The organism is Grimontia hollisae CIP 101886 (genome assembly GCF_000176515.1).
Classification (GTDB): Bacteria; Pseudomonadota; Gammaproteobacteria; order Enterobacterales; family Vibrionaceae; genus Enterovibrio; species Enterovibrio hollisae.
In genome coordinates this window covers 106,557-127,581 of sequence record NZ_ADAQ01000008.1, presented here as the reverse complement: position 1 = coordinate 127,581, position 21,025 = coordinate 106,557, and the positions used below count along the sequence as shown (strand labels likewise).

At 48.9% G+C, this 21,025-nt stretch carries 19 protein-coding genes and 1 pseudogene; 6 read left to right on the top strand and 14 right to left on the bottom strand.

Annotated elements, in window-relative coordinates; translation table 11 throughout:
- Window positions 1–8 precede the first annotated feature (8 nt).
- The 12 genes and pseudogenes from waaA to rfaD all read right to left on the bottom strand — a co-directional run bounded on the left by waaA (window position 9) and on the right by rfaD (window position 12,314).
- Window positions 9–1,274: a lipid IV(A) 3-deoxy-D-manno-octulosonic acid transferase gene (gene waaA / locus VHA_RS02470; RefSeq protein WP_172465012.1), complete on the bottom strand. Its 1,266-nt coding sequence runs from the start codon at window positions 1,272–1,274 to the stop codon at window positions 9–11.
- A 62-nt stretch (window positions 1,275–1,336) separates the two neighbouring features.
- Window positions 1,337–2,632 (bottom strand): hypothetical protein, encoded by a 1,296-nt coding sequence (locus tag VHA_RS02465; RefSeq protein ID WP_005501492.1) that lies wholly within the window; start codon window positions 2,630–2,632, stop codon window positions 1,337–1,339.
- Window positions 2,633–2,647: 15 nt separating this feature from the next.
- Window positions 2,648–3,046 carry a GtrA family protein gene (locus VHA_RS02460; RefSeq protein ID WP_005501490.1) on the bottom strand — a complete coding sequence of 133 codons (399 nt, stop codon included), beginning with the start codon at window positions 3,044–3,046 and terminating at the stop codon, window positions 2,648–2,650.
- The gene (locus tag VHA_RS02455) at window positions 3,043–4,005 is read right to left on the bottom strand and encodes a glycosyltransferase (protein ID WP_005501482.1); all 963 of its coding nucleotides are present in this window, start codon (window positions 4,003–4,005) and stop codon (window positions 3,043–3,045) included. The genes VHA_RS02460 and VHA_RS02455 overlap by 4 nt, the downstream gene beginning before the upstream one ends.
- Before the next feature lie 148 nt (window positions 4,006–4,153).
- Window positions 4,154–5,257, bottom strand: a complete 1,104-nt coding sequence (locus tag VHA_RS02450; RefSeq protein WP_005501480.1) for a glycosyltransferase — start codon at window positions 5,255–5,257, stop codon at window positions 4,154–4,156.
- A complete protein-coding gene (locus VHA_RS02445; protein WP_040528041.1) occupies window positions 5,254–5,907 on the bottom strand; it encodes an acyltransferase in 654 nt (217 codons plus the stop codon). The genes VHA_RS02450 and VHA_RS02445 overlap by 4 nt, the downstream gene beginning before the upstream one ends.
- Before the next feature lie 9 nt (window positions 5,908–5,916).
- Complete coding sequence (locus VHA_RS02440) at window positions 5,917–6,657, bottom strand: glycosyltransferase family 25 protein (RefSeq protein ID WP_005501479.1); 741 nt, start codon at window positions 6,655–6,657, stop codon at window positions 5,917–5,919.
- A 37-nt stretch (window positions 6,658–6,694) separates the two neighbouring features.
- Entirely contained in the window at window positions 6,695–7,729 is a 1,035-nt protein-coding gene (gene waaF, locus VHA_RS02435) for a lipopolysaccharide heptosyltransferase II (RefSeq protein ID WP_005501477.1), read from the bottom strand.
- 282 nt (window positions 7,730–8,011) lie between these two features.
- Complete coding sequence (locus tag VHA_RS19075; RefSeq protein ID WP_226926546.1) at window positions 8,012–8,533, bottom strand: acyltransferase; 522 nt, start codon at window positions 8,531–8,533, stop codon at window positions 8,012–8,014.
- A gap of 57 nt (window positions 8,534–8,590) precedes the next feature.
- A pseudogene (locus VHA_RS02430) lies at window positions 8,591–10,351 on the bottom strand (bifunctional glycosyltransferase family 4 protein/polysaccharide deacetylase); the annotation flags it as partial.
- An 11-nt stretch (window positions 10,352–10,362) separates the two neighbouring features.
- Window positions 10,363–11,304 carry a lauroyl-Kdo(2)-lipid IV(A) myristoyltransferase gene (gene lpxM, locus VHA_RS02425; protein ID WP_005501472.1) on the bottom strand — a complete coding sequence of 314 codons (942 nt, stop codon included), beginning with the start codon at window positions 11,302–11,304 and terminating at the stop codon, window positions 10,363–10,365.
- Between the two features lie 65 nt (window positions 11,305–11,369).
- Window positions 11,370–12,314 (bottom strand): ADP-glyceromanno-heptose 6-epimerase, encoded by a 945-nt coding sequence (gene rfaD, locus VHA_RS02420; protein ID WP_005501470.1) that lies wholly within the window; start codon window positions 12,312–12,314, stop codon window positions 11,370–11,372.
- 109 nt (window positions 12,315–12,423) lie between these two features.
- On the opposite strand from rfaD, the gene VHA_RS02415 reads away from it, so the two are divergent.
- The 3 genes from VHA_RS02415 (at window position 12,424) to tdh (ending at window position 15,507) form a co-directional block, all read left to right on the top strand.
- Window positions 12,424–13,086 carry a TetR/AcrR family transcriptional regulator gene (locus tag VHA_RS02415; protein ID WP_005501468.1) on the top strand — a complete coding sequence of 221 codons (663 nt, stop codon included), beginning with the start codon at window positions 12,424–12,426 and terminating at the stop codon, window positions 13,084–13,086.
- Between the two features lie 177 nt (window positions 13,087–13,263).
- Complete coding sequence (locus VHA_RS02410; RefSeq protein ID WP_005501467.1) at window positions 13,264–14,460, top strand: glycine C-acetyltransferase; 1,197 nt, start codon at window positions 13,264–13,266, stop codon at window positions 14,458–14,460.
- Window positions 14,461–14,466: 6 nt separating this feature from the next.
- Window positions 14,467–15,507 carry an L-threonine 3-dehydrogenase gene (gene tdh, locus VHA_RS02405; RefSeq protein WP_005501465.1) on the top strand — a complete coding sequence of 347 codons (1,041 nt, stop codon included), beginning with the start codon at window positions 14,467–14,469 and terminating at the stop codon, window positions 15,505–15,507.
- Between the two features lie 102 nt (window positions 15,508–15,609).
- Here tdh and VHA_RS02400 read toward each other — a convergent pair whose 3' ends face one another.
- Both VHA_RS02400 and gpmM read right to left on the bottom strand, forming a co-directional pair.
- On the bottom strand, window positions 15,610–16,773 hold the full coding sequence (locus VHA_RS02400) for a peptidoglycan DD-metalloendopeptidase family protein (RefSeq protein WP_050778523.1): 1,164 nt from the start codon (window positions 16,771–16,773) through the stop codon (window positions 15,610–15,612).
- Between the two features lie 190 nt (window positions 16,774–16,963).
- Entirely contained in the window at window positions 16,964–18,502 is a 1,539-nt protein-coding gene (gpmM, locus tag VHA_RS02395; RefSeq protein ID WP_005501461.1) for a 2,3-bisphosphoglycerate-independent phosphoglycerate mutase, read from the bottom strand.
- Window positions 18,503–18,945: 443 nt separating this feature from the next.
- Here gpmM and VHA_RS02390 point away from each other — a divergent pair, with 443 nt between their 5' ends.
- The 3 genes from VHA_RS02390 to gpsA all read left to right on the top strand — a co-directional run bounded on the left by VHA_RS02390 (window position 18,946) and on the right by gpsA (window position 20,994).
- Window positions 18,946–19,386, top strand: coding sequence for a rhodanese-like domain-containing protein (locus tag VHA_RS02390; RefSeq protein WP_005501457.1), 441 nt, complete (start codon window positions 18,946–18,948; stop codon window positions 19,384–19,386).
- Between the two features lie 99 nt (window positions 19,387–19,485).
- Window positions 19,486–19,959 carry a protein-export chaperone SecB gene (gene secB, locus VHA_RS02385; RefSeq protein ID WP_005501455.1) on the top strand — a complete coding sequence of 158 codons (474 nt, stop codon included), beginning with the start codon at window positions 19,486–19,488 and terminating at the stop codon, window positions 19,957–19,959.
- Window positions 19,960–19,977: 18 nt separating this feature from the next.
- Entirely contained in the window at window positions 19,978–20,994 is a 1,017-nt protein-coding gene (gpsA, locus tag VHA_RS02380) for an NAD(P)H-dependent glycerol-3-phosphate dehydrogenase (RefSeq protein WP_005501453.1), read from the top strand.
- The last annotated feature ends 31 nt before the right edge of the window (window positions 20,995–21,025 follow it).

Sequence of the window (21,025 nt, the reverse complement as noted above, 5' to 3'; positions counted from 1 at the left end):
AGAGCTATTTATCCCAGCCAGGGAGCAAGGGCATCGAGCGTTTTTTTGACCGCGCCACGGTTTTTATCCACCACCCCAAGCGCTGCCTCGCCGGCTTTTCGCCTCTTTTCTTCATCCTTGAACAGTGAGATAACCTGCTGCGCGATGTGATGACTGTTGTCACAGACGGTGCAGGCGCCGCTTTCAATCAGTTGTTCGGCAATGACCTGAAAATTGAAGTAGCTGGGACCTGTGATAAGTGGCTTTGCCAGTGAAGCCGGCTCAAGCAAATTGTGCCCACCGACCTTTTCTCCGATCAAACTGCCTGCCATCAAGGTAACATCGCTGACCGCCAGTAAATTCATCATCTCGCCCATGGTGTCACCAAGGTACACACGGGTGTCTGGACCGATAGTTTGCCCCAGGCTGCGCCTTGCCAGTACAAAACCACGGGATTCGATAAGGCTGGCCACCTCCCCAAAACGTTCCGGGTGGCGGGGCACTAAAATCAGCAGCGCATCTGGGGCGATCTCAGTGATGATTTTATGGGCAGCCAGCACAATTTCGTCCTCGCCGGGGTGGGTACTGGCCGCGATCCAGACAGGGCGGCCAGTCACTTGCCTGATAAGTGCAGTCACTGCCGGTGAGTCGATATCGAATTTGGGGAGATCAAACTTCATCGAGCCGGAGACAGAGACGTTTTCCTTTGCTACGCCAAGTTCGAGGAAACGGCGGGCATCATCGTCAAACTGGCAGAGAATGTGACTGATATTGCGTGACAACAGGCTGAAAAGCGGTTTAATGCGCTGATACCCCCGTTTGGATTTTTCTGACAGGCGCGCGTTCATCACAATGATCGGAATACCAGCCTTTTTTACCGCAGTAAGGGTATTGGGCCACAGCTCGGTTTCCATGATAAGCATGAGCCTGGGATGGGTGTTTTTTAGGAAACCACGCACCGCAAAACCAAAGTCAATCGGCATGTACCTGTGTTCGATACCTTCTATTTTGGACGCGATATCAGCGCCTGTGGCTGTGGTGGTGGTCACCAGCACAGCAATGTCGGGATAGCGCTTTTTCAGCGCCTCAATCACAGGCTTGGCTGCAATCACTTCGCCCACAGACACCGCGTGCACCCAAATCGGATTGTCGCCTTTAAGGGCAGGTGTGCGGCCAAAATGCTCAACCCAGCGTTTACCTACCTTGGGTTTATTGTCTTTTGTCCGGTACAGGCCCAGTAAAAGAAAAGGGGCCGCCAGCGCCAGTAATAGGGTGTAGAGAATACGCACAATCAAGCCTTATCAGTAAAACCTGCGCTAGTGTACAACAAAAGGGCCCTTTCGGGCCCTGTGCTGAATCAGTGGGTCAGACCTTGCTCAACCAGGTATTGCTGAACTTGTTCCACATAGTCGACGTTATAGGAGTACTTGTTGCTGCCGTGGGCGGCAACCAGATTGACCACCAGAAAGAAAACACCCAGAGCAAGCACGCCCTTGGTGAAACGCTCCGGCATGGTTTGTGCCCAGGATTCGGCAGCGACCAGTAGTGGGATCAGCGCCAGCGGGAAGGTCAGGATCAGGTGCCAGTATGAGAAGGTGATTGGTGACAACATGGCGTTAATGATGATGGCAATGACGGTGGCTACAGCAAACAGCAACAGCCATTGTTTATCATCCTCAATCGCAGTACCGCGTTTGACTGTCGGCTTGATGGTTTTCCACATACGCCAGTTTACGCGTGCTGTTAGCACCACAGTCGCAGCACCGACGACATACAACACCGCTTGCCACAAATACTGCAGCGCCATTTGCAACCAGCTAATGGTGGTGACCCAGTCGAACGTAACATCAGTGATAATGCGGTTCGAGAACAGAGCTGAACTGTAGCGAAGCCAGTACAACACAGCCTTCAACACCGGATAAACATGCACCGCGCCGTAGCCAATGTAGCGGTCGCTTTCGCGGCTGATGCTTTCATTGGTCATATATTCTTGAAAATAGGGGATCAGCGAGACCAGAATCACCGCACCGGCAGCAAATACGCCGGCCCAGTTGGGGTGTGCCATTTTACGGTACAGCAGGTAACAGGAGATCACCGCCAGTACTGGCCAGGAGTAATGCAGTTGCATGGCTCCACCAATGGCAAGCACGTGAAGAAAACTGTACCAGAAGGACGGTGTGTCGCGCAGTTTGAACGCCGACCAGAAATGCAGTGCGGTGAAAAAGCAAAGATACGCGGGGTTGTAGATGGTGCTGTCGTATAGCAACCAAGGGTTCAGCCAATACGCCACCATAAAGAAAATGCGCACGGGCTGGCTGAAAACAGCGTTGATCACGGCATCAAAAAGAAAGAAAGAAACAATGCGCAAGGTAACGATCACCAACATCGGTGCCCAGGGGTTGTCCCATAACAGAAGTGGGCCACCCACCAACCAGGCAGAAAGTGAACCCGGTACATTACCCACTGCACTGGCAGCATTACCAAAGGCGAGCCAGATATCCTGATAGGCACCCAAGTAGCCTTTGTGCAGCATCTGTGTTTGGTCGCCAGTCAAGATTTGGTTGCTGGCATACAGCAGTGCCATAGCCAGTCCAAGTATAAAGCCTGTGCCAAGTAACCAAGGCGCATATCGGTTTAGCGGATTTACATTCATTGGGTTATCCGAACATTATTCTTTAGAAGTAGAGGGTTGATTGTAGGTCCAAATACGGTGGATCAGGTAAGTGACCAAGGGGATCATAAACACCACGAGTAAAACCCGAAGGTAACTGTTGGTCTCTTGAAGTTGTTCACTGAGCAGCTGTGAAATCAGTAAGGCTGAAAACTGCACAGTGAAAAACCGCACCAGGTTTTTCAGCGACAAAGTGCTGCGAAAAACAAACAGAGACTGCATCAAATATGACAAACCAAACGCACAGGCAAACCCGGCGAGGTTGGCATAAAACACACGGGTAGAAAAAAAATGCAGCAAGGTAAAAGCAACAGCAATATGGGTCAGAGTAGCGAGCCCGCCGGTCATTGCAAAGCGCACAATACGGTGTGCCAGTAGGTTATCGATCAGATTCACGGCGTGTTGTCGCTTTTCGTATACGTGTCGCTTTCGACGATGTACGTCGGGCGACGTTTTGATTCCATATAAAGCCTGCCGAGGTATTCTCCCATCACCCCAAGGCCAATCAGCTGAATGCCGCCGAAGAATAGCACCGCGGTCAGCATTGAGGCATAACCCGGTAAATCAACACCAAAAATTAAGGTTTTGATAACAATCATACTGCCATAGGCAAAGGCGATGACGGAAAACAGAATGCCGAGATACAACCAGACACGTAAAGGCGCGGTACTGAAGCTGGTGATCCCGTCTAACGCGAAATTCCATAATTTCCAGCCATTGAAGCTGGTTTGACCAGCAGCCCTTGGCTGTCGCACGTACTCGACGACGGCGGTATTAAAGCCTACCCAAGAGAAAATTCCTTTCATAAAACGTTGATTTTCTGGAAGTAAACGGATGGCGTTGACCACGCGACGGGTAATAAGGCGGAAGTCACCAACGTTATCGGGTATCTCAATTTTCGCAATTTTATTATGGAACTTATAAAACAGATTAGCGGTGATTTTTTTCGCCCAGGTATCACTGCTGCGGTCGATGCGTTTGGCGACGACCACGTCATAGCCCTTTTGCCACTCGCGCAGAAAATCATGAATGAGCTCTGGCGGATCCTGTAGATCCGCATCAATCGGAATGACCACTTCCCCCCGGGCAAGATCTAAACCTGCGGTCAATGCCGCCTCTTTGCCAAAGTTGCGTGATAAATTGACCACACGGACATGGTTGCAACCCTCTGCCAGCTTATTGAGTACCGCGAGGGTATTGTCTTTACTGCCATCATTGATGAACAACAGTTCATAGCTAAAGCCGGTATCGGTCAGAATACCGGTGATAGTCGTGGTGAAGGTTTCCAGTACTTCCTGCTCGTTATAGCAGGGACAAATGATGGAAATCACCGGAGATGCGATATCATTTTTCATAGGTAACAGGTTTTTGACTTAATCATTGCGCAGTGCTGCCCTGCTGGGAATATTGCAGACCGCTTAGTATCTAATGATACTATCGTAATATGTCGGCACCAGTTCGAACTTTGTACAGATTTTGCGGACACTGTCGGCGGTTAATCTGTCACGTCTGGTTCACCAGGTTCTCAAATAATGCCATCCACTTGGGGAGAATGCTCTCTTCAGTAAAAGACATAGAGTGCTTTCTTGCGCCATCTGAGAGTGATTTTGCGAGTTCGTCATTGTCGTACAGAGAGATAATGTGCTCAGCCATTTCCTCGGTATCAAAAGGGGCTGCAAGTAAACCGCTCCTGTTGTGTTTGACAATGTCTCTGAGGCCTGACTCAATATTAAACGCTATTACCGGGGTACCTTGATGAATACTTTCCAAGGCAACCATACCAAAACCTTCAGATCGAGATGGCATGATGCATCCCAAATAAGATTGGTATCTTTCGATAATATGGGGATCGAATGGATGTACGCTGATCATATTTTCTAAACCATACTGTTTTATGATAGGTAATAAATCCATACCTTCGCCAAAAATATCGAGTTCTATTTGGAATCCTTTACGTTGAATGTTTCGCCATGTTTCTATCAGTAAATCAAGGCCTTTTTCTGGAGACAGTCGTCCGGCAAAAATGAAGCGCTTTTGTTTGTCTTTCTCATATAATGATCTGTGTTCAATAAAGTTTGGAATGATAGAGATAGAAGGGAATTGCCATTTTTCAGCATCAACCTCAGACAAAATAACCATGTGGTTATTTTGAGAGACATTATGCCAAAATTTTTTTACTTTCGCTATTCTTGTTTTTTTTCTTGACTTTTTGGAGGTGTCAAAGAACAAATCATAACTGCCATGTACTTCAGTAATATGCTGACAAGAAGGATAGATATTTTTTAGTTTATCTGAGTACGCATCACCCAGAGAAATGATGATGTCAGGCGATAATTTCTTTAAGTGATGTTTTATTTTATGCTTGAACAGTATTTTTCTAAAAGGACGTTTTATCAGCTTATTCAATAGCTTATTGTTAAAGTCATTGATGCCTAAGTCTATTACTTTATCGCTAAAATAATGGGTGATTGCTTCTTTATTTGATATTTTATGTGAAATGATATGCGCGGTAATACCATATTTTTCAAATGCTTTTACTTTTTCTAATGTTATTCTTTCTCTACCACCTGTAGTGGATATATCACTGATAACATAGATGACTTTCATTCTTTCCACTTTACATTCTTTCTAATTATTTTGGCTGGGTTTCCTGCGATGCAACAGTGCTCAGTGTCTATTGTTTTGGTGACAACACTGTTAGAACCTAAAATGGTTCCTTGAGGGAGATTTACCCCTTTGAGTATGGTCGATCTGGCACCAATCCATGAATTTTTTCCAATGATGACAGGTTTGTTTTTATTTAATATATTGCCAGTAAAATCAGTAACAATGTGATGATCCGTATCCGTGATCAGTGTTTCCCATGATATTAAAATATTTTCGCCAAACTCAATTTCATGCCTGCATATGATCTTTGCATCAGCTGAAATATGAAAATTATTCCCAAAGGTTGTTTTCCCTACCACCGAAATTCTTGACCCTTTGCCAATTTTTGCTTTTCCTTTAAAATGCACTTTTCCTTTTATAAAAAGCAGGGTTCTTTCATGTTTGTCATCAACAGTTTCTACGCTGCCGAATCCAATTCGTACTATACCTGGCCTTATTTTTTCAAACGAGGCTGATCCCGATAGAGAGATACATTTCACTCGCCTGGAAACGATAATAGGAAGCCTTATCGCATCTTTAAAGGTGCAAAGAGAAAAATTAACATAAATGGACTTGGGCAAGCCAAGAAGGTATGCAATGATCTTTTTCATGACTTAGCCTTATGTCGTTAAATTAACTTTTCTCATTTTATAAAAGCTGTAACACAGCTTCCTTATCGATTCATAGCTTCGATACAGTTCTCTGATTACTCTAACGTTCAGTGGAATATAGGGTTTGGCTCTTTCCCCAATTTCAGAATGAATATTAAAATCATGACGAATCAAAGGAGGTTCAATGCCAAAATTTAAAACACCATGCAGCCATTCTTTTTCCATGAAATCATCAACCGGTTCATACCAGTTATAAGCGGCATCGATAAATTTTTTCGCTGCTTCTGGAGTAATCATATAACCTTGAGTACTTCTCACTGGTTTTGTATACAGAACGAGATCATGGCAATCATCTATTTGCTTAAATATTTTATATTTTGCATCAAGGACACGGCCTATTCTAAAGTATGGGATACTTTCTGCAAGCAAATGCATTTTTTTGTAGACATTGAGGAAGTCATCCTCTAGCTCAATATCATCTTCAAGCACTAATAGCGGCTCATTTAACTCAACGCATCTTTCCCATAGGCTGTAATGGCTGGCAAAGCAGCCAAGTTCACCAGGTTTTAAAGGATACCCTTTAATAAAAACGCGTTTTTTGTTGTTGTAGTGGTCAAAAATTTTATGGTGTTCATTTTTACCGTCTACAGCATCAAAAAAACAGAATGGCAGCTTTAATGCACTAAGCGTTTTTTCTATTTTCTTTCGTCTTTCCAATGAATGTTTAAGGCTGACAATAATAATTCTCATAACAGTTTGTTATATATGTTTTTTCGTTTGTCCTACGCTAGGGGCTATTTTCCATTCTGCTGTAGGACGCCAAAACGGTTGATGGATGTAAGTCTTTTAAGCATTTTAAATGCCCATAAGGACACTCTCTTTTAAAACAAGGGCGACATTCAATATCCGTGTTCACTGTCGCCACGGATGTTGATAGTGGCGGCGTATACTTTGGTGAGCTCGAACCATAAATCGCGACGATGTGAGCGCCAACCGCTGCAGCCACATGCATCAAACCGGAATCGTTAGAAAACACAGTATGGCAGGCTGCGAGCATGTCTACCGCATCGACGAGCGATGTTTTTCCCGCTAAGTTGTAACACTGCGTTTGAGAGGCGCGGGGAAGGTTGTCGATAATGTTTTGTGCAACAACCCTGTCTTTTTCGCCCCCAAACAGACAGATCTGATTGCCTCGTTCAATCAGTTGTTGAGCTAATGCTGAGTAATGTTCTTCTGGCCAGCGTTTCGCGGGGCCAAACTCAGCGCCTGGGCATAGGCCAACCAGTTGATTGTCGGCGCAAATGCCGAACCTTGAAAAACAGCTCGCCTGATTTTCTGGGTCAACGGTTAGCGAAGGGAAAGGGAGGCTATCAATAGAGACTTCCGCTAACATTTGCTCTTTGTCGTGGGCTAATGCAACGTACCGTTCGACCATGTACTGAAAAACATTGCGATCAGGGCGAAGATCATTAAGCAGTCCATAACGCATTTCCCCTTTCCAACCTGTGCGTTTCGGGATCTTGGCGAAAAAAGGAATGAGTGCCGATTTTGCCGAATTCGGGAGGATAAATGCATGGGAATAACCGTTCTGGCGCAATGATTTACCCAGCTTCCAACGGGTAGACAGGTTAAGTTCACCATGGCCAACCGGCATTTCAATGGCCGTGCTTACTTCTGGCATCCTTTCTAAAATCGGCTTGCACCATGCAGGGGCAAGTACATCAATTTGTGCACTGGGATGTTTTTCTTTCAGTCTTTTGTAGAGGCTTTGAGACATGACCATATCTCCAACCCAAGACGGACCAATAATCAATATGTTCATTTATCCTCCTGTCTTTTTAGATACGGGATCGGGTTTGTTTTTGTTAGCCCATGAGGAGGCTAGGGAAAACGCTAAAAAGCAGGCTAAATAGCCCAAATTAGTGCTGAATGAATGAGAAAAACCAAGGAAAAATATTGAAAAAAAGTGATATCAATGCGTCACTTGAACCGTGCTTTGGGTTCGACACTTGGGAATATCTGTCTTTATTGACAACTTCTTTCACGAAACAATGTCATGCATTCCTTATCCTCATACCGGTGAGGAATGCCGACATCGTTGTCGTTAGTAAGTTAACTCTTCATTCCAGCGAATGTTGTTTTTGATCACTTTGGCTGGATTACCGGCTGCAATGCTGTTGTTAGGCACATTTTTTGTGACAACTGCATTGATTCCTACCACCGCACCATCACCGATGGTACAACCTTTGAGTACCACAGCACTGTCGGCAAGCCAAACACGGTTGCCGATAGTGATATTCTTGGCCGAGTTGATCCTTTTTTCTTGCTCCAGAGTGTGTATATCATGCCCATCACTGGTCATTAATTTCACATTGCGAGAAAACATACAATGATCGCCTATGCGCAGTGTTGTATTATTTTCACGTGCTGAGAAGTAACAACCTTCACCTATTACACAGTGTTTGCCAATGATCATGGTGCAATGATTGCCATCCAGTTCAATGTGAACCCCTTTCAAATTCGCTCCGTCTTCAAAAATAAGCCGGTTTCCACGCCCGTGAATAGCAATGGTGCATTTGCGAATCCGGTTTTTCACCCCAAACTTGATGGTGTTTCCTTTCGCAATTTTGACGCTATTGCGAACTTTAAAAACAAGGTGGGTGAAGACATTCTTTTTAGGCGTGAGTTTTCTAAATAAATACCCACCAGTTATTTTCCTTGCTAAAGATAATACATCCGTCCCCGGGAATATCCCAATTCGGCGGATTAAATACGGGTCTTCATGAAACGCGACGGGGCCACTGTTGGTCGCCACAGCAAATTGGTAGCCTGCTTCTTTAGCCAGTGCTTTGCTGTCCTCGTTCCAGTCACCATATGGATAGGCGAATGAAACCAACTCTTTACCCAACAAGGTTTCTAACTGCGCCTTGTTTTCCATGATTTCCGCTTTTTGTTCTTCACGGCTCAATGTATTCAGGTGTGGATGTGTGAGTGTGTGTCCCCCTATTTCTATATAACCTGAATCGGCCATGGCCTTTATTTCTGAAGGGGTCATCAGTTCAAAACGTTTTTCTGGTGACTCAGGGTGTTCGACATCCCATTTATTGAAGTCCACACCAGTAACGGCATAAACCACCGCTTTAAAATTGTACTTTTTCAGCAATGGCAACATCAGGGTGTAGTTGTCTTTAAAGCCATCATCCACGGTGATGATGCAATAGCGCTTGCCGGCTTTCAGGCGGGAGATCACTCCGTGCTCTTTCAGATCAGAAAACGTCAGCGTTTCAAACCCCAGTCGTTTGAGCAATTTGAGGTGTTTTTCGAACATCCGAATATCCAGGTAAGGGCCGATGGTACCTTTCCCGTCATCGCTGTTGATAAAGCGGTGGTACATCAACACCGGAATATCTTTACGCTTGGTGTAGACGTAAACCGACTGGTAAATGGTTTCGAGGTGGCTGACGATGTTTTGAAGATCGTAGCTTTGCTTGATTTTCTCTGACACCTGCGGGTCACAGTGCGGCGCTGAAAGTGCGGCTTCAATTTGTGCTGGAATGACGGAAAAGTCGATATCCAGCTCTTTTTTGCCAATGTCGCCGAAGTTGGTCGCCATGGCCTGTTGGAGATTTTCCTGGGTAACAGGGCCAATATTCAATGCTTCGCCAATGGCCATGGTTGGGCGGCCACAAAGCAGTGATTCCATGGCGACACGTCCCGCGCCAATCACCAGATCCGCACGCGCCATTATTGCGGGGACATCTTCTACATAACCGACGAAATCGGCTTTGGCTTTAAATTTATCAAAACGCGCATCAGGTTGAGTACCTGTGACGATTTTGACATCGTATTTATCCAGATCGAGGCATTCTTCAAGCAGCCGGTAGCAAAGGTCGCCTTTCGGTCCACTTAGACGGCCGATGATGGCGATCACTTTGCGTGTATTCTGAGGCGGCGCCAGCCATTGGTAGCTGTGGGTATCAATGCCGTTCCGGCTGACTTCCAGTGTCTCTTGCGGCACGTTGAGATCATCAATTAGTTGATGATAGATGGCTTCGCACACCGGCATGGCTTTGTTGCCCATGGCGTGGAATTTTTTACGCGATGCATGAACCGGCTGACGACCGTGGACGGTTGTCACCATCGGCGTGCCGGTCAGTTTGCAGGCGACATGGCAGCTCCAGCTGGAAGCACGGGAATGTGCATGCACCATTTGGATGTTGTGTTTCTTAATGAGATACACCAAATAGGCCACGTGCCAGAAGCGACGCGGGATGCTGCGCTTGTTAAAACGCAGTTTAAAATAAGGGCCATCGTGGGGTTTTGTCAGGGTATCTGACACATAAAAGACATTGTGGCCGCGTTGGGTGAGTGTATTACCCACCGTGGTGGCATAAACCTCGGCACCGGTGACTTCCAGTTGGGAGAGGGCCATCAATATATTCATCTTATTCCCTCTTAATAAAGCTGGGTATTATCTGGACGTGAACGCAGCAGGTTCATGATCCACATATATTGGCCGGGATCGCTTTCCAAAAACTGCTCGATACGCTCGTTCATCATACGGGCATCGGTTTCTTCACTGCCTGACGGAAACGGTGCAAGTGGTGGCTGTACGATCACTTCAAAATTGCCGGTTGCACGGTTGTAAACCGGCATTAACGGCACGATTTTCGCCCGACTTAGGGTTGCGAGCTTGCCTAGGCCAGAAAGCGTGGCTTTCTGTGTAGCAAAAAACGGCACGAATACACTGGAATCCGGGCCGTGGTCTTCGTCAGGAAGATAGTAGCCCAGATAGCCTTCACGAACAGACTTGATAAAGGGTTTGATGCCATCCGCACGCTCATGGGTGCGGCCGCCATATTTCAGGCGCTGGACGTTCATCAACCAGTCTGCGACTTTATTTTTTTGCTTCTTCACCATAGCCGCAACGGGTAAGCCGCGGGAAGCAAGCTGCACGGCGGGATAGTCAATGGCCCAGCTGTGAGGGACCAGCAGAATCACTTTTTCCCCTTTTTCGACCAGTTCGGTCAGGATTTCCTCGTTGCGGAACAGGGTACGCTTTTCCAGATAGCGTTTGCTGCGCATCATGATGGTGGCAAAGCCGAGCAGGACACACCCTGCGTTTATGTAGCTTTGCTCAAGGATGGCGAAACGCTCTTCGTCGGTTTTATCTGGAAAACAGTGCTGAAGGTTGATCACTGCACGCTTCTTCGCGCGGTTATTCATTTTTACCAAGCGCTTAGCGAGAAACTCGGCCAGCTTGTCACGCAGGCGAAATGGCACAAACGCCATGATGGCGGCAAAGAAAATGCCCAACCAGGTACCCCAATAGCGGGGGTGTAGAAATGCCCACTCAAACGTTGGCAGGTACGCGCTGTTTTTTGTATTTTGGCTCATAGAGTCGAAACTACAGGAAGTCGAACGAAAGATGAAAAAACGGGCCGAGGCCCGTTTGTCGCCAATTACTTATTCAATATGGCCATGTATTCAGCCACGCCTTCCGCAACGGTTTTGAATTCATGCGGGTAGCCAGCTGCGCGTACTTTGGTGAGATCTGCCTGGGTGTAAGCCTGATAACGGCCTTTCAGGTGATCCGGGAATGGGATTTCTTCCACTTCCCCTTTGCCATGGTATTTGATCACTGCATCTGCAACTGCGCGGAAAGATTCGGCACGACCGGTACCGCAGTTAAAAATGCCGGATTTGCCGTTTTTCCAGAACCACAGGTTCATTTTGCACACGTCACCGATGTACACGAAGTCACGCTTGAAGGTATCGCTGCCCTCGAACAGTTTCGGGTTTTGGCCGTCATTGATTTGGGTGTTCAGGTGGAATGCTACTGACGCCATACTACCTTTGTGGCCTTCACGTGGGCCATACACGTTGAAATAGCGGAAGCCGGTGATTTGAGACAGGGTTTCGCCATGGGCTTCAGCATCCGCCCAGATGCGGCGGACATAGTTGTCGAAAAGTTGCTTTGAGTAACCGTAAACGTTAAGCGCGCCTTCGTATTGGGGCTCTTCGATGAAATCATGGTCACGACCGCCGTACGTCGCGGCAGAGGAGGCGTATAGGAAGGGAATGTTACGTTCAAGGCAGTAGTGCAACAACTCTTTGGAATACTCATAGTTGTTCAGCATCATATACTTGCCGTCCCACTCTGTGGTGGCAGAACATGCGCCTTCGTGGAATACCGCTTCGATAGGACCAAAGTCATCACCGGCCATGATTTGGGCGATGAAATCTTCTTTGTCCATGTAATCTGCGATATTAAGATCAACCAGATTTACGAATTTGGTGCCGTCTTTCAGGTTGTCGACCACCAGAATGTCGTTATAACCTTCTTCGTTCAGCGCTTTAACCAGATTGCTGCCGATCATGCCGGCGCCGCCAGTCACTATAATCATATCTTCACCTACATTCTGTTCGGCCTGAATTATGAGAACACCCCATCAGCAAACTGAGAGAGCGTATGGTAACATTTCCCTTTCTGGGCTTGAGGATAGCAGTTTAACCATGAAAACCCGCGACCGCATCATTCATTCCGCGTTGGCGCTCTTTAATGAGCAGGGCGAACCGAATGTGACTACCAACCATATTGCGGCTGATCTGGGAATTAGTCCGGGAAACCTGTATTACCACTTCCGTAATAAAGAAGAGATTATACACAGTATTTTCGATCAATACGCGCGCGATCTTTCCACCGGTTTTCAGCCGGAAGTGCCAGCGGAATCCGATGAGCAGCGCCTGCTTGCATACCTTGATGCGACGTTTCAGTTGATGTGGCGTTACCGTTTTTTCTACGCCAACCTGCCGGACATCCTGAGCCGGGATGCTGAGCTGCAGACAAAGTACCTTGACGCTCAGCAGGCCCTGAAAGCCAATCTTTTTGCCATGCTGGGCCGGTTCCGTGAAACCGGTTGGCTGGATATGGATGATGAAGCCCTGCAATCACTGTGTAGTACCCTCAAGCTTGTTGCGTCCAGCTGGATATTTTACCAAAGCGCCCAGTCGCCACAGGCCAGGGTGACACCGGTTGTGATTTTTCAGGGCGTGCTTCAAATCCTCAACATGGTGTCACCCATGACGACCGGTAAAGGCAAGGCGGTGGTCTCAGCGCTTATCGGACATTACCGTGCCCAGATGGAAACCACCCAAAGCGCGACAGATTCCGCGTGATCAAACACAATTAGATGTACTAATTCGATAGACGCAACCTTCCCCAGAATTCTATCATCTACACTCTTTCTGATATGTCATCCTGAAAGCTAGGGGTTATTTAGACGCTTTGGCTTAATGTGATGGAATAAACATATTGATATCAACCCGTTCCAGTTTCCATTGATGGAGTAAGCGATGACTGCCGCTTTTTATCAGCAAATCCGCCAGCAGCTTGAAGACGTCAAAGCTGAAGGCCTGTATAAAGATGAACGCGTGATCACCTCAGCCCAAAAGGCCAATATCTCGGTGACATCCGGTGAAGACGTGTTGAACTTCTGTGCCAACAACTATCTGGGCCTGGCTAACCACCCTGCGCTGATTGAAGCGGCAAAAGCCGGTATGGATGAGCATGGTTTTGGCATGGCCTCCGTGCGTTTTATCTGCGGCACCCAGGATGCACACAAGGTGCTGGAAGAGAAACTGTCCGCCTTCCTCGGTATGGAAGACACCATCCTTTACTCTTCCTGCTTCGACGCCAACGCTGGCCTGTTCGAAACCCTTCTTGATGCAGAAGACGCGATCATTTCTGATGCGCTGAACCATGCGTCTATCATCGACGGTGTACGCCTGTGTAAAGCGATGCGCTTTCGCTACGCCAACAACAACATGGAAGAGCTGGAGCAACAACTGATTGCGGCGAAAGAAAAAGGGGCGCGCCACACCTTGATTGTGACAGACGGTGTGTTCTCGATGGACGGTGTGGTTGCGAACCTGCCGGCTATCTGCGATCTGGCGGAAAAATATGGTGCACTGGTGATGGTAGATGACTCACACGCCGTCGGCTTTATGGGTGCAAACGGCCGCGGCACCCACGAATATCATGATGTGATTGACCGTATTGACATCATCACCGGCACGCTGGGTAAAGCCATGGGCGGCGCATCGGGCGGCTACACGTCGGGTAAAAAAGAAGTGATCGACTGGCTGCGCCAGCGCTCGCGTCCGTACCTGTTTTCCAACTCACTGGCACCGGCGATTGTGGCTGCCTCTATCCGTGTTATCGATCTTTTGGCAGAAAGCGGTGACCTGCGTGAAAAACTGTGGGACAACGCCAACCATTTCCGTGCCCGCATGAGTGAAGCAGGTTTCACGCTGGCAGGGGCTGACCATGCCATTATCCCGGTGATGCTGGGTGATGCAAAAGTAGCGGGTGAATTTGCTGAACGCATGATGAAAGAAGGCATCTATGTGGTGGGTTTCTCCTTCCCTGTGGTACCGAAAGGCCAGGCTCGTATCCGCACACAAATGTCTGCCGCGCACAGCCGTGAGCAACTGGACAAGGCTATCGATGCCTTTATCAAAGTCGGCAAAGAAATGGGTCTGATTGGGTAAGTGACAATGACGAACAAAATGAAAGCGCTGGCAAAACTGAAAGCAGAGCCGGGGATCTGGATGACAGAAACCGACCTGCCTGTGCTGGGGCACAACGACCTTTTGATCAAAATCCGTAAGACGGCGATCTGCGGTACTGACGTGCACATCTACAACTGGGATGAGTGGTCACAAAAGACCATCCCGGTGCCCATGGTGGTCGGCCACGAATACGTGGGTGAAGTGGTCGGTATCGGTCAGGAAGTGCGCGGCTTTGCCATTGGCGATCGCGTGTCGGGTGAGGGCCATATCACCTGTGGACACTGCCGCAACTGCCGTGCAGGCCGCACCCACCTTTGCCGAAACACCATCGGTGTCGGCGTCAACCGTGAAGGGGCGTTTGCCGAGTATCTGGTGATCCCGGCTTTCAACGCCTTCAAAATTCCGGAAGACATTTCAGACGATCTGGCGGCTATTTTTGACCCATTCGGCAATGCGGTTCACACTGCGTTGTCGTTTGATTTGGTCGGTGAAGATGTGCTGATTACCGGTGCAGGCCCTATCGGCATTATGGCTGCTGCTGTGGCGAAGCACGTGGGTGCGCGCCATGTGGTGATCACTGACGTCAACGAATACCGTCTGGCGCTGGCACGCAAAATGGGCGTGACCCGCGCGGTGAACGTGGCAGAGGAAACGCTGGAAGACGTGATGCGCGATCTGGGCATGCGTGAAGGTTTCGATGTCGGCCTTGAGATGTCCGGTAACCCGTCGGCGTTCAATGGCATGCTGAAAGCCATGAACCATGGCGGCCGTATTGCATTGCTGGGTATTCCACCTTCAGACATGGGTATCGACTGGAATCAGGTCATTTTTAAAGGACTGGTGATTAAAGGTATCTATGGCCGCGAGATGTTTGAAACCTGGTATAAGATGGCGAGCCTTATCCAGTCTGGTCTGGACTTGAGCCCAATCATTACCCACCACTACAGTGTGGATGAGTTCCAGCAAGGCTTTGACGTGATGCGCTCCGGCCAGTCAGGCAAAGTTATCCTGGACTGGACCCAGTAACCTTGCCTTTCCACCCGCCTTATAAATGAAAAAAACCGCGTCGGCGGTTTTTTTCATGGCGAAGTGCCTGTGAATCAGTGCCTGAGAAACAGGCGCCGGCCTTTAACGTGTCAACCAGGGAGTGGGGTCGGTGGCATTGCCTTTGCGGCGGATTTCAAAGTAGAGTGCTGACGCAGTCTGTCCGCCACTGTTACCGACAAGGGCGATTGGCTCACCCGCTTTCACGGTATCGCCAACGTTTTTCAGTAATGCCTGGTTGTAGCCGTAAAAGCTCATGTCACCTTTACCATGGTCAATCACCACCATCAGACCATAGCCACGTAACCAGTTAGAGAGCACAACCGTACCGTCGTGCGCCGCTTTTACTTCGCTGCCTTCTTTGGCGGCAATCACGATACCATTCCAGTGAAGCTGCCCGGTTTGGGCGGAGCCATAGCGGTGAAGAATTCTGCCTTTAACAGGCCATTGCATGCGGCCTTTGTATTTCGCAAGGCCATCCATTTTGACGGCTGCTTGCTCGGCGGCAATGCGGGCTTGTTCAGCAGCGCGTTCCAGCTCAGCCTTCAGGCGTTTTTCATTGCTGCGAAGCTCAGCAAGGTAGCCTTTGTCACTGCTGATTTGGCGACGGATGGCACTGGCGGTTTTCTTCTGGGCCTGCTGTTTTTTCTCGAGCTCGGCTTTGTCTGCGGCGAGCTCGGTAATCAGCGCTTTCTGTTTTTCCGTTTGTGTCTGAAGCTGGTGGCGCTTGAGCTGCAGTTCCGTGTCTGTTGCTGCCAGATCGTTAATGGCATCAGTACGGGCTTTTGACAGGCGTTCAGCGTAGACAGTCATGCGATCCATATCGGCTGTGTCTTTGCCACTTAACAGGGCATTGAGCCCGCTATGTTTCCCCTGCCGGTACTGGCTGTTGAGCAATTCCTTCAGTAATTCCACCTGACCCAGCTTCAATTGTTCAAGGCGCTGGCTTTCGCGGTTCAGTGTGGCGATCTCTTGTTCGGTGGATTGGAGGCTGGCATTGGCATCACGCATCTGTTTGGCGAGCGCTGCGATGGATTGTTCCTGCGATTTCAGGGCCGATTGCAGCGCGTTGAGCTTTTTTGCGTTGGCGCTGAGTTGCTGCTCCTGGCGGGAGATTTCATTTTTCATGCCAGAGAGCAGTTCATCGTTTGCATGCACGAGGGGGGCAACAAGCAGGCACAGCAAAACGCCAGCACGTAAGGCACTGGCGCATAAGGAGTCTAGATGGCGCAATGTTTTCTTTTTCATGGCTGGCAGTATATCAAGCGGATCGGGTGTTGGCATTATTCTGCCTGTCTCAGCATCGCAAGTTATAAAATAAAAATTAACCGGTTTACTTGCTCTATTTTAAGAAAAAAATTGGATTGAGACGGGCAAAAATGCATAAAAAAACGCGCTCGGAGAAAGCGCGTTTTCTGTCACTGGATTTTGCTGCGTATTATTTGGCTACAAACAGCGGTTTACCGGTCATTTCTGCTGGCGCTTCCATGTCGCTTAACGCCAGCATGGTCGGTGCCAGATCAGACAGCTTGCCGCCTTCAACCAGCGCAATGTCTTTGTTGCCCACGTAAATCAGGGGGACTGGCAGGTTGGTGTGCGCGGTATGGACGCCACCTGTTTCAGGGTCAACCATCATTTCGGCGTTACCGTGGTCAGCCGTGATCAGCAACTGGCCATCAACCTCTTTAATGGCTTCTACCACGCGGCCAATGCAGTGGTCGATAGCTTCAACCGCTTTCACTGCTGCGTCATAGACACCGGTATGGCCGACCATGTCGCAGTTTGGATAGTTACAGATAATCTGGTCAAACTTACCGCTCTTAATGGCCTCAACCAGTTTATCGGTCAGCTCTTCAGAGCTCATTTCCGGTTGCAGGTCGTAAGTTGCTACTTTCGGTGAGGCCACCAGTGCACGCTCTTCACCCTCAAACACGGCTTCTACACCGCCATTGAAGAAGAAAGTAACGTGTGCGTATTTTTCAGTTTCAGAGATACGCAGCTGGGTCTTGCCCTGCTTGGACAGCCATTCGCCCAGCGTATTCACCAGGTTTTCTGATGGATAGGCGCAGGCAGTATCGATGTCAGCGGCGTATTCTGTCAGCATCACAAAGTCTGCCAGCGCGGGGGTTTTACTGCGTGCAAAACCGTCGAAACCGGGCATGAATGCGCGGGTGATTTGGCGTGCACGGTCTGCGCGGAAGTTCATAAACAAAACGGCATCGCCGTCTTCGATGGCCGCAACTGGCTGGTCGTCTGCACGGATTTCAGATGCTTTTACGAACTCGTCGTTTTCGTCGCGGGCATACGCCGCTTCCAGCGCTTCTACTGCCGAACCATAGGTAAACTCACCTTTTGCTTCAACCAACAGATCATAGGCTTTTTCGACGCGGTCCCAGTTATTGTCACGATCCATCGCAAAGTAACGGCCGATGATAGACGCCGTGCGGCCTTTACCGAGCTTCGCAAACAGCGCATCGAAACGTTCCAGAGAGGCTTTGGCGCTGCGTGGTGGCGTGTCACGGCCATCCAGGAAGCAGTGCAGGTAGACGTTTTCAGCGCCACGCTGAACGGCCATTTCAACCGCAGCTGCAATATGATCTTCGTGGCTATGAACACCACCTGGTGACATCAGACCCATGATGTGCACAGATTTGCCTGCCTTCGCTGCTTTGTCGATTGCGCCGGTCAGTACTGGGTTGTTGAAGAATTCGCCATCCTGAATGGCTTTGGTGATACGGGTCAGATCCTGGTACACAATACGGCCAGCGCCGATATTCACGTGTCCCACTTCTGAGTTACCCATTTGCCCCTCTGGTAAACCAACATCCATGCCTGATGCAGAGATCAGGGTGCTGGTGCCCGCCATCAAGCCATCAAGAATCGGTGTTTTTGCGTTTGCAATCGCGTTGTCATTACTGTCTTCGCGATAACCCCATCCGTCCAGAATAACAAGTGCCAAAGGCTTCTTAGCAGACATACGGTGCCCTCTTTATGTCGATTTCAAATTTCGTGAATTAGCGTAACTTTACTACATTTTAGTGGTTAAGCAGTAGGCAAACTTTTTTGCTAACACTTAAAAAATACTGTCACGGAGGATGCCTGGCCCGGTCATTGCTGGCGTAAGGGATTGTCTTACCTTTTCGAGCAGTTCTTGATGTTGACGAATACCGACGAGGTTTCTGTAGTAAGTAAACAAATCAGCCGGTTAGATGCATCGATGGCGTGTTAACTGCGCCGTCAGGACCAGTAATGGCGTCTTCCTGCCAGACAGATATTGGGGTGAACGTGATCCGTTTCAAGTTTTTTGCCTTGATTGCCAGTGAGCAGGGGGATGGAAATCCAAGCCTATGCTGTATTTGAGCGGTTTGAAGGGTATACTCGGGGTCGTTTTTTTGTGCCGACACTTAGTAGAAGCGAGCCATGCAGCAGTTTATTGAATTTGTACAAGCCAATTTGATCTTGTCCCTGGTGTGGGTTGGTCTGATTGTTGCGCTGATCCTGTCAGTCATCAAGCAGAAAACTGCACCGTATAAAACCATCACTCCCAACGAAGCCACCGTGCTGGTAAACCGTGAAAATGGCGTGTTTGTCGATATTCGTAGCCGCGACGACTACCGCAGTGGCCATATTGCGGGCGCACTTCACGTTTTGGCGAAAGACATCAAAGCCAATAATGCCGCTGAGATTGAAAAACATAAGTCTGACCCCATTATCTTGGTGTGTAAGACGGGTCAAACCGCGATTGAAAGTGCCAATGCACTGGCAAAAGCGGGCTACGAGAACGTCAATGTTCTGAAAGACGGCCTGATCTCGTGGAATGAGGCAAACCTGCCACTGATCCGCAGCAAGAAGAAAAAATAACGGCTGGCGGTATCACGATTTTCAGGGCAGCCCACAGGGCTGCCTGACACGTTTTAAAATGCGCGAAAGCATTTGTCCAAATAACAAGGATTTATCACTATGGCTGAAGCAGCAACCAACCAACAACCGCAACAAAATTTCGCGATTCAACGCATCTTTCTGAAAGATGTCTCTTTCGAAGCGCCGAACTCTCCAGAAGTGTTTCAGCAAGAGTGGAACCCAGATGTAAACCTAGACCTGGACACCCAAAGCCGCGAGCTGGGTGAAGGCGTTTACGAAGTGGTTCTGCGTTTGACTGTCACCGTGAAAAACGGCAAAGAAAATGCTTTCCTGTGTGAGGTGCAACAAGGCGGTATCTTCACTGTCGACGGGATGGAAGCGCCGCAACTGGCACACTGCCTGGGGGCATTCTGTCCGAATATCCTGTTCCCATACGCACGTGAAACCATTTCTAGCCTGGTGGTGAAAGGTACGTTCCCACAGTTGAACCTGGCGCCAGTTAACTTTGACGCACTGTTCATGAACTACCTGCAAAACCAACAAGCGCAAACGAAAGACGGCGCTGACGCGTAAGAAGTAAGGTTGACACTGATGACAGATATCGCTAACGCCAATGTGGCTATGACCGTATTGGGTGCAGGCTCATACGGGACGTCACTGGCTATCTCACTGGCCCGTAACGGGGCCAATGTGGTGCTGTGGGGACATGAACCTGAGCACATAGCGCAGCTCGACATTGATCGCGCAAATGAAGCGTTTCTGCCGGGTGTCACCTTTCCCGATTCCCTGATCCTGAGCGCGGATCTCGAACAGGCTATTCAGGCCAGCCGGGACATTCTGGTGGTGGTGCCCAGCCATGTTTTTGGTCAGGTATTGTCACAGGTAAAGCCTTTCCTTCGGGATGACCAGCGGGTCTGTTGGGCCACTAAGGGGCTGGAGCCAGAAACCGGCCGCTTGCTGCAAGATGTGGCACGGGAGCAACTCGGTAAAAACGTGCCGCTGGCAGTATTGTCCGGCCCAACGTTTGCAAAAGAGCTGGCAGCGGGCATGCCAACCGCGATTTCAGTCGCGTCGCCAGATGCAGAATTTCTTGCTGATCTTCAGGAGAAAATCCACTGTACCCGCACGTTCCGTGTGTATGCCAACAGTGACTTTATTGGCATCCAGCTTGGCGGTGCAGTGAAAAACGTGATTGCAATTGGCGCGGGGATGTCTGATGGCATTGGCTTCGGTGCCAACGCCCGGACAGCACTGATTACCCGTGGACTGGCTGAGCTGACACGCCTTGGCGTAGCGCTGGGCGCAGAACGTGAAACCTTTATGGGCATGGCAGGACTGGGTGATCTGGTGCTGACCTGTACCGATAACCAATCCCGCAATCGTCGTTTTGGTCTGGCGTTGGGGCAGGGTAAAGGTGTGAATGAAGCGCAGGATGACATTGGCCAGGTGGTGGAAGGCTACCGTAATACCAAGGAAGTCCGGGCACTGGCAAAACGCACTGGCGTTGAAATGCCGATTGTTGAGCAGATTTACCAGGTGTTGTATGAGGGGAAAGATGCCCGTCAAGCAGCGCAGGATTTGCTGGCACGTCAACGCACGTCTGAATGATTTCTCCGTTTGGTCGGGTCTATAAAACGCG

Bases quoted from the DNA above. Each gene is read 5' to 3' on its own strand.
- secB (WP_005501455.1), top strand. From the start codon at position 19,486: ATGGCTGAAGCAGCAACCAACCAACAACCGCAACAAAATTTCGCGATT.
- VHA_RS02450 (WP_005501480.1), bottom strand. From the start codon at position 5,257: ATGAAAGTCATCTATGTTATCAGTGATATATCCACTACAGGTGGTAGA.
- waaF (WP_005501477.1), bottom strand. From the start codon at position 7,729: ATGAACATATTGATTATTGGTCCGTCTTGGGTTGGAGATATGGTCATG.
- tdh (WP_005501465.1), top strand. From the start codon at position 14,467: ATGACGAACAAAATGAAAGCGCTGGCAAAACTGAAAGCAGAGCCGGGG.
- VHA_RS02440 (WP_005501479.1), bottom strand. From the start codon at position 6,657: ATGAGAATTATTATTGTCAGCCTTAAACATTCATTGGAAAGACGAAAG.
- gpsA (WP_005501453.1), top strand. From the start codon at position 19,978: ATGACAGATATCGCTAACGCCAATGTGGCTATGACCGTATTGGGTGCA.
- lpxM (WP_005501472.1), bottom strand. From the start codon at position 11,304: ATGAGCCAAAATACAAAAAACAGCGCGTACCTGCCAACGTTTGAGTGG.
- VHA_RS02415 (WP_005501468.1), top strand. From the start codon at position 12,424: ATGAAAACCCGCGACCGCATCATTCATTCCGCGTTGGCGCTCTTTAAT.
- VHA_RS02465 (WP_005501492.1), bottom strand. From the start codon at position 2,632: ATGAATGTAAATCCGCTAAACCGATATGCGCCTTGGTTACTTGGCACA.
- gpmM (WP_005501461.1), bottom strand. From the start codon at position 18,502: ATGTCTGCTAAGAAGCCTTTGGCACTTGTTATTCTGGACGGATGGGGT.
- VHA_RS02445 (WP_040528041.1), bottom strand. From the start codon at position 5,907: ATGAAAAAGATCATTGCATACCTTCTTGGCTTGCCCAAGTCCATTTAT.
- VHA_RS02410 (WP_005501467.1), top strand. From the start codon at position 13,264: ATGACTGCCGCTTTTTATCAGCAAATCCGCCAGCAGCTTGAAGACGTC.
- rfaD (WP_005501470.1), bottom strand. From the start codon at position 12,314: ATGATTATAGTGACTGGCGGCGCCGGCATGATCGGCAGCAATCTGGTT.
- VHA_RS02400 (WP_050778523.1), bottom strand. From the start codon at position 16,773: ATGAAAAAGAAAACATTGCGCCATCTAGACTCCTTATGCGCCAGTGCC.
- VHA_RS02390 (WP_005501457.1), top strand. From the start codon at position 18,946: ATGCAGCAGTTTATTGAATTTGTACAAGCCAATTTGATCTTGTCCCTG.
- VHA_RS02455 (WP_005501482.1), bottom strand. From the start codon at position 4,005: ATGAAAAATGATATCGCATCTCCGGTGATTTCCATCATTTGTCCCTGC.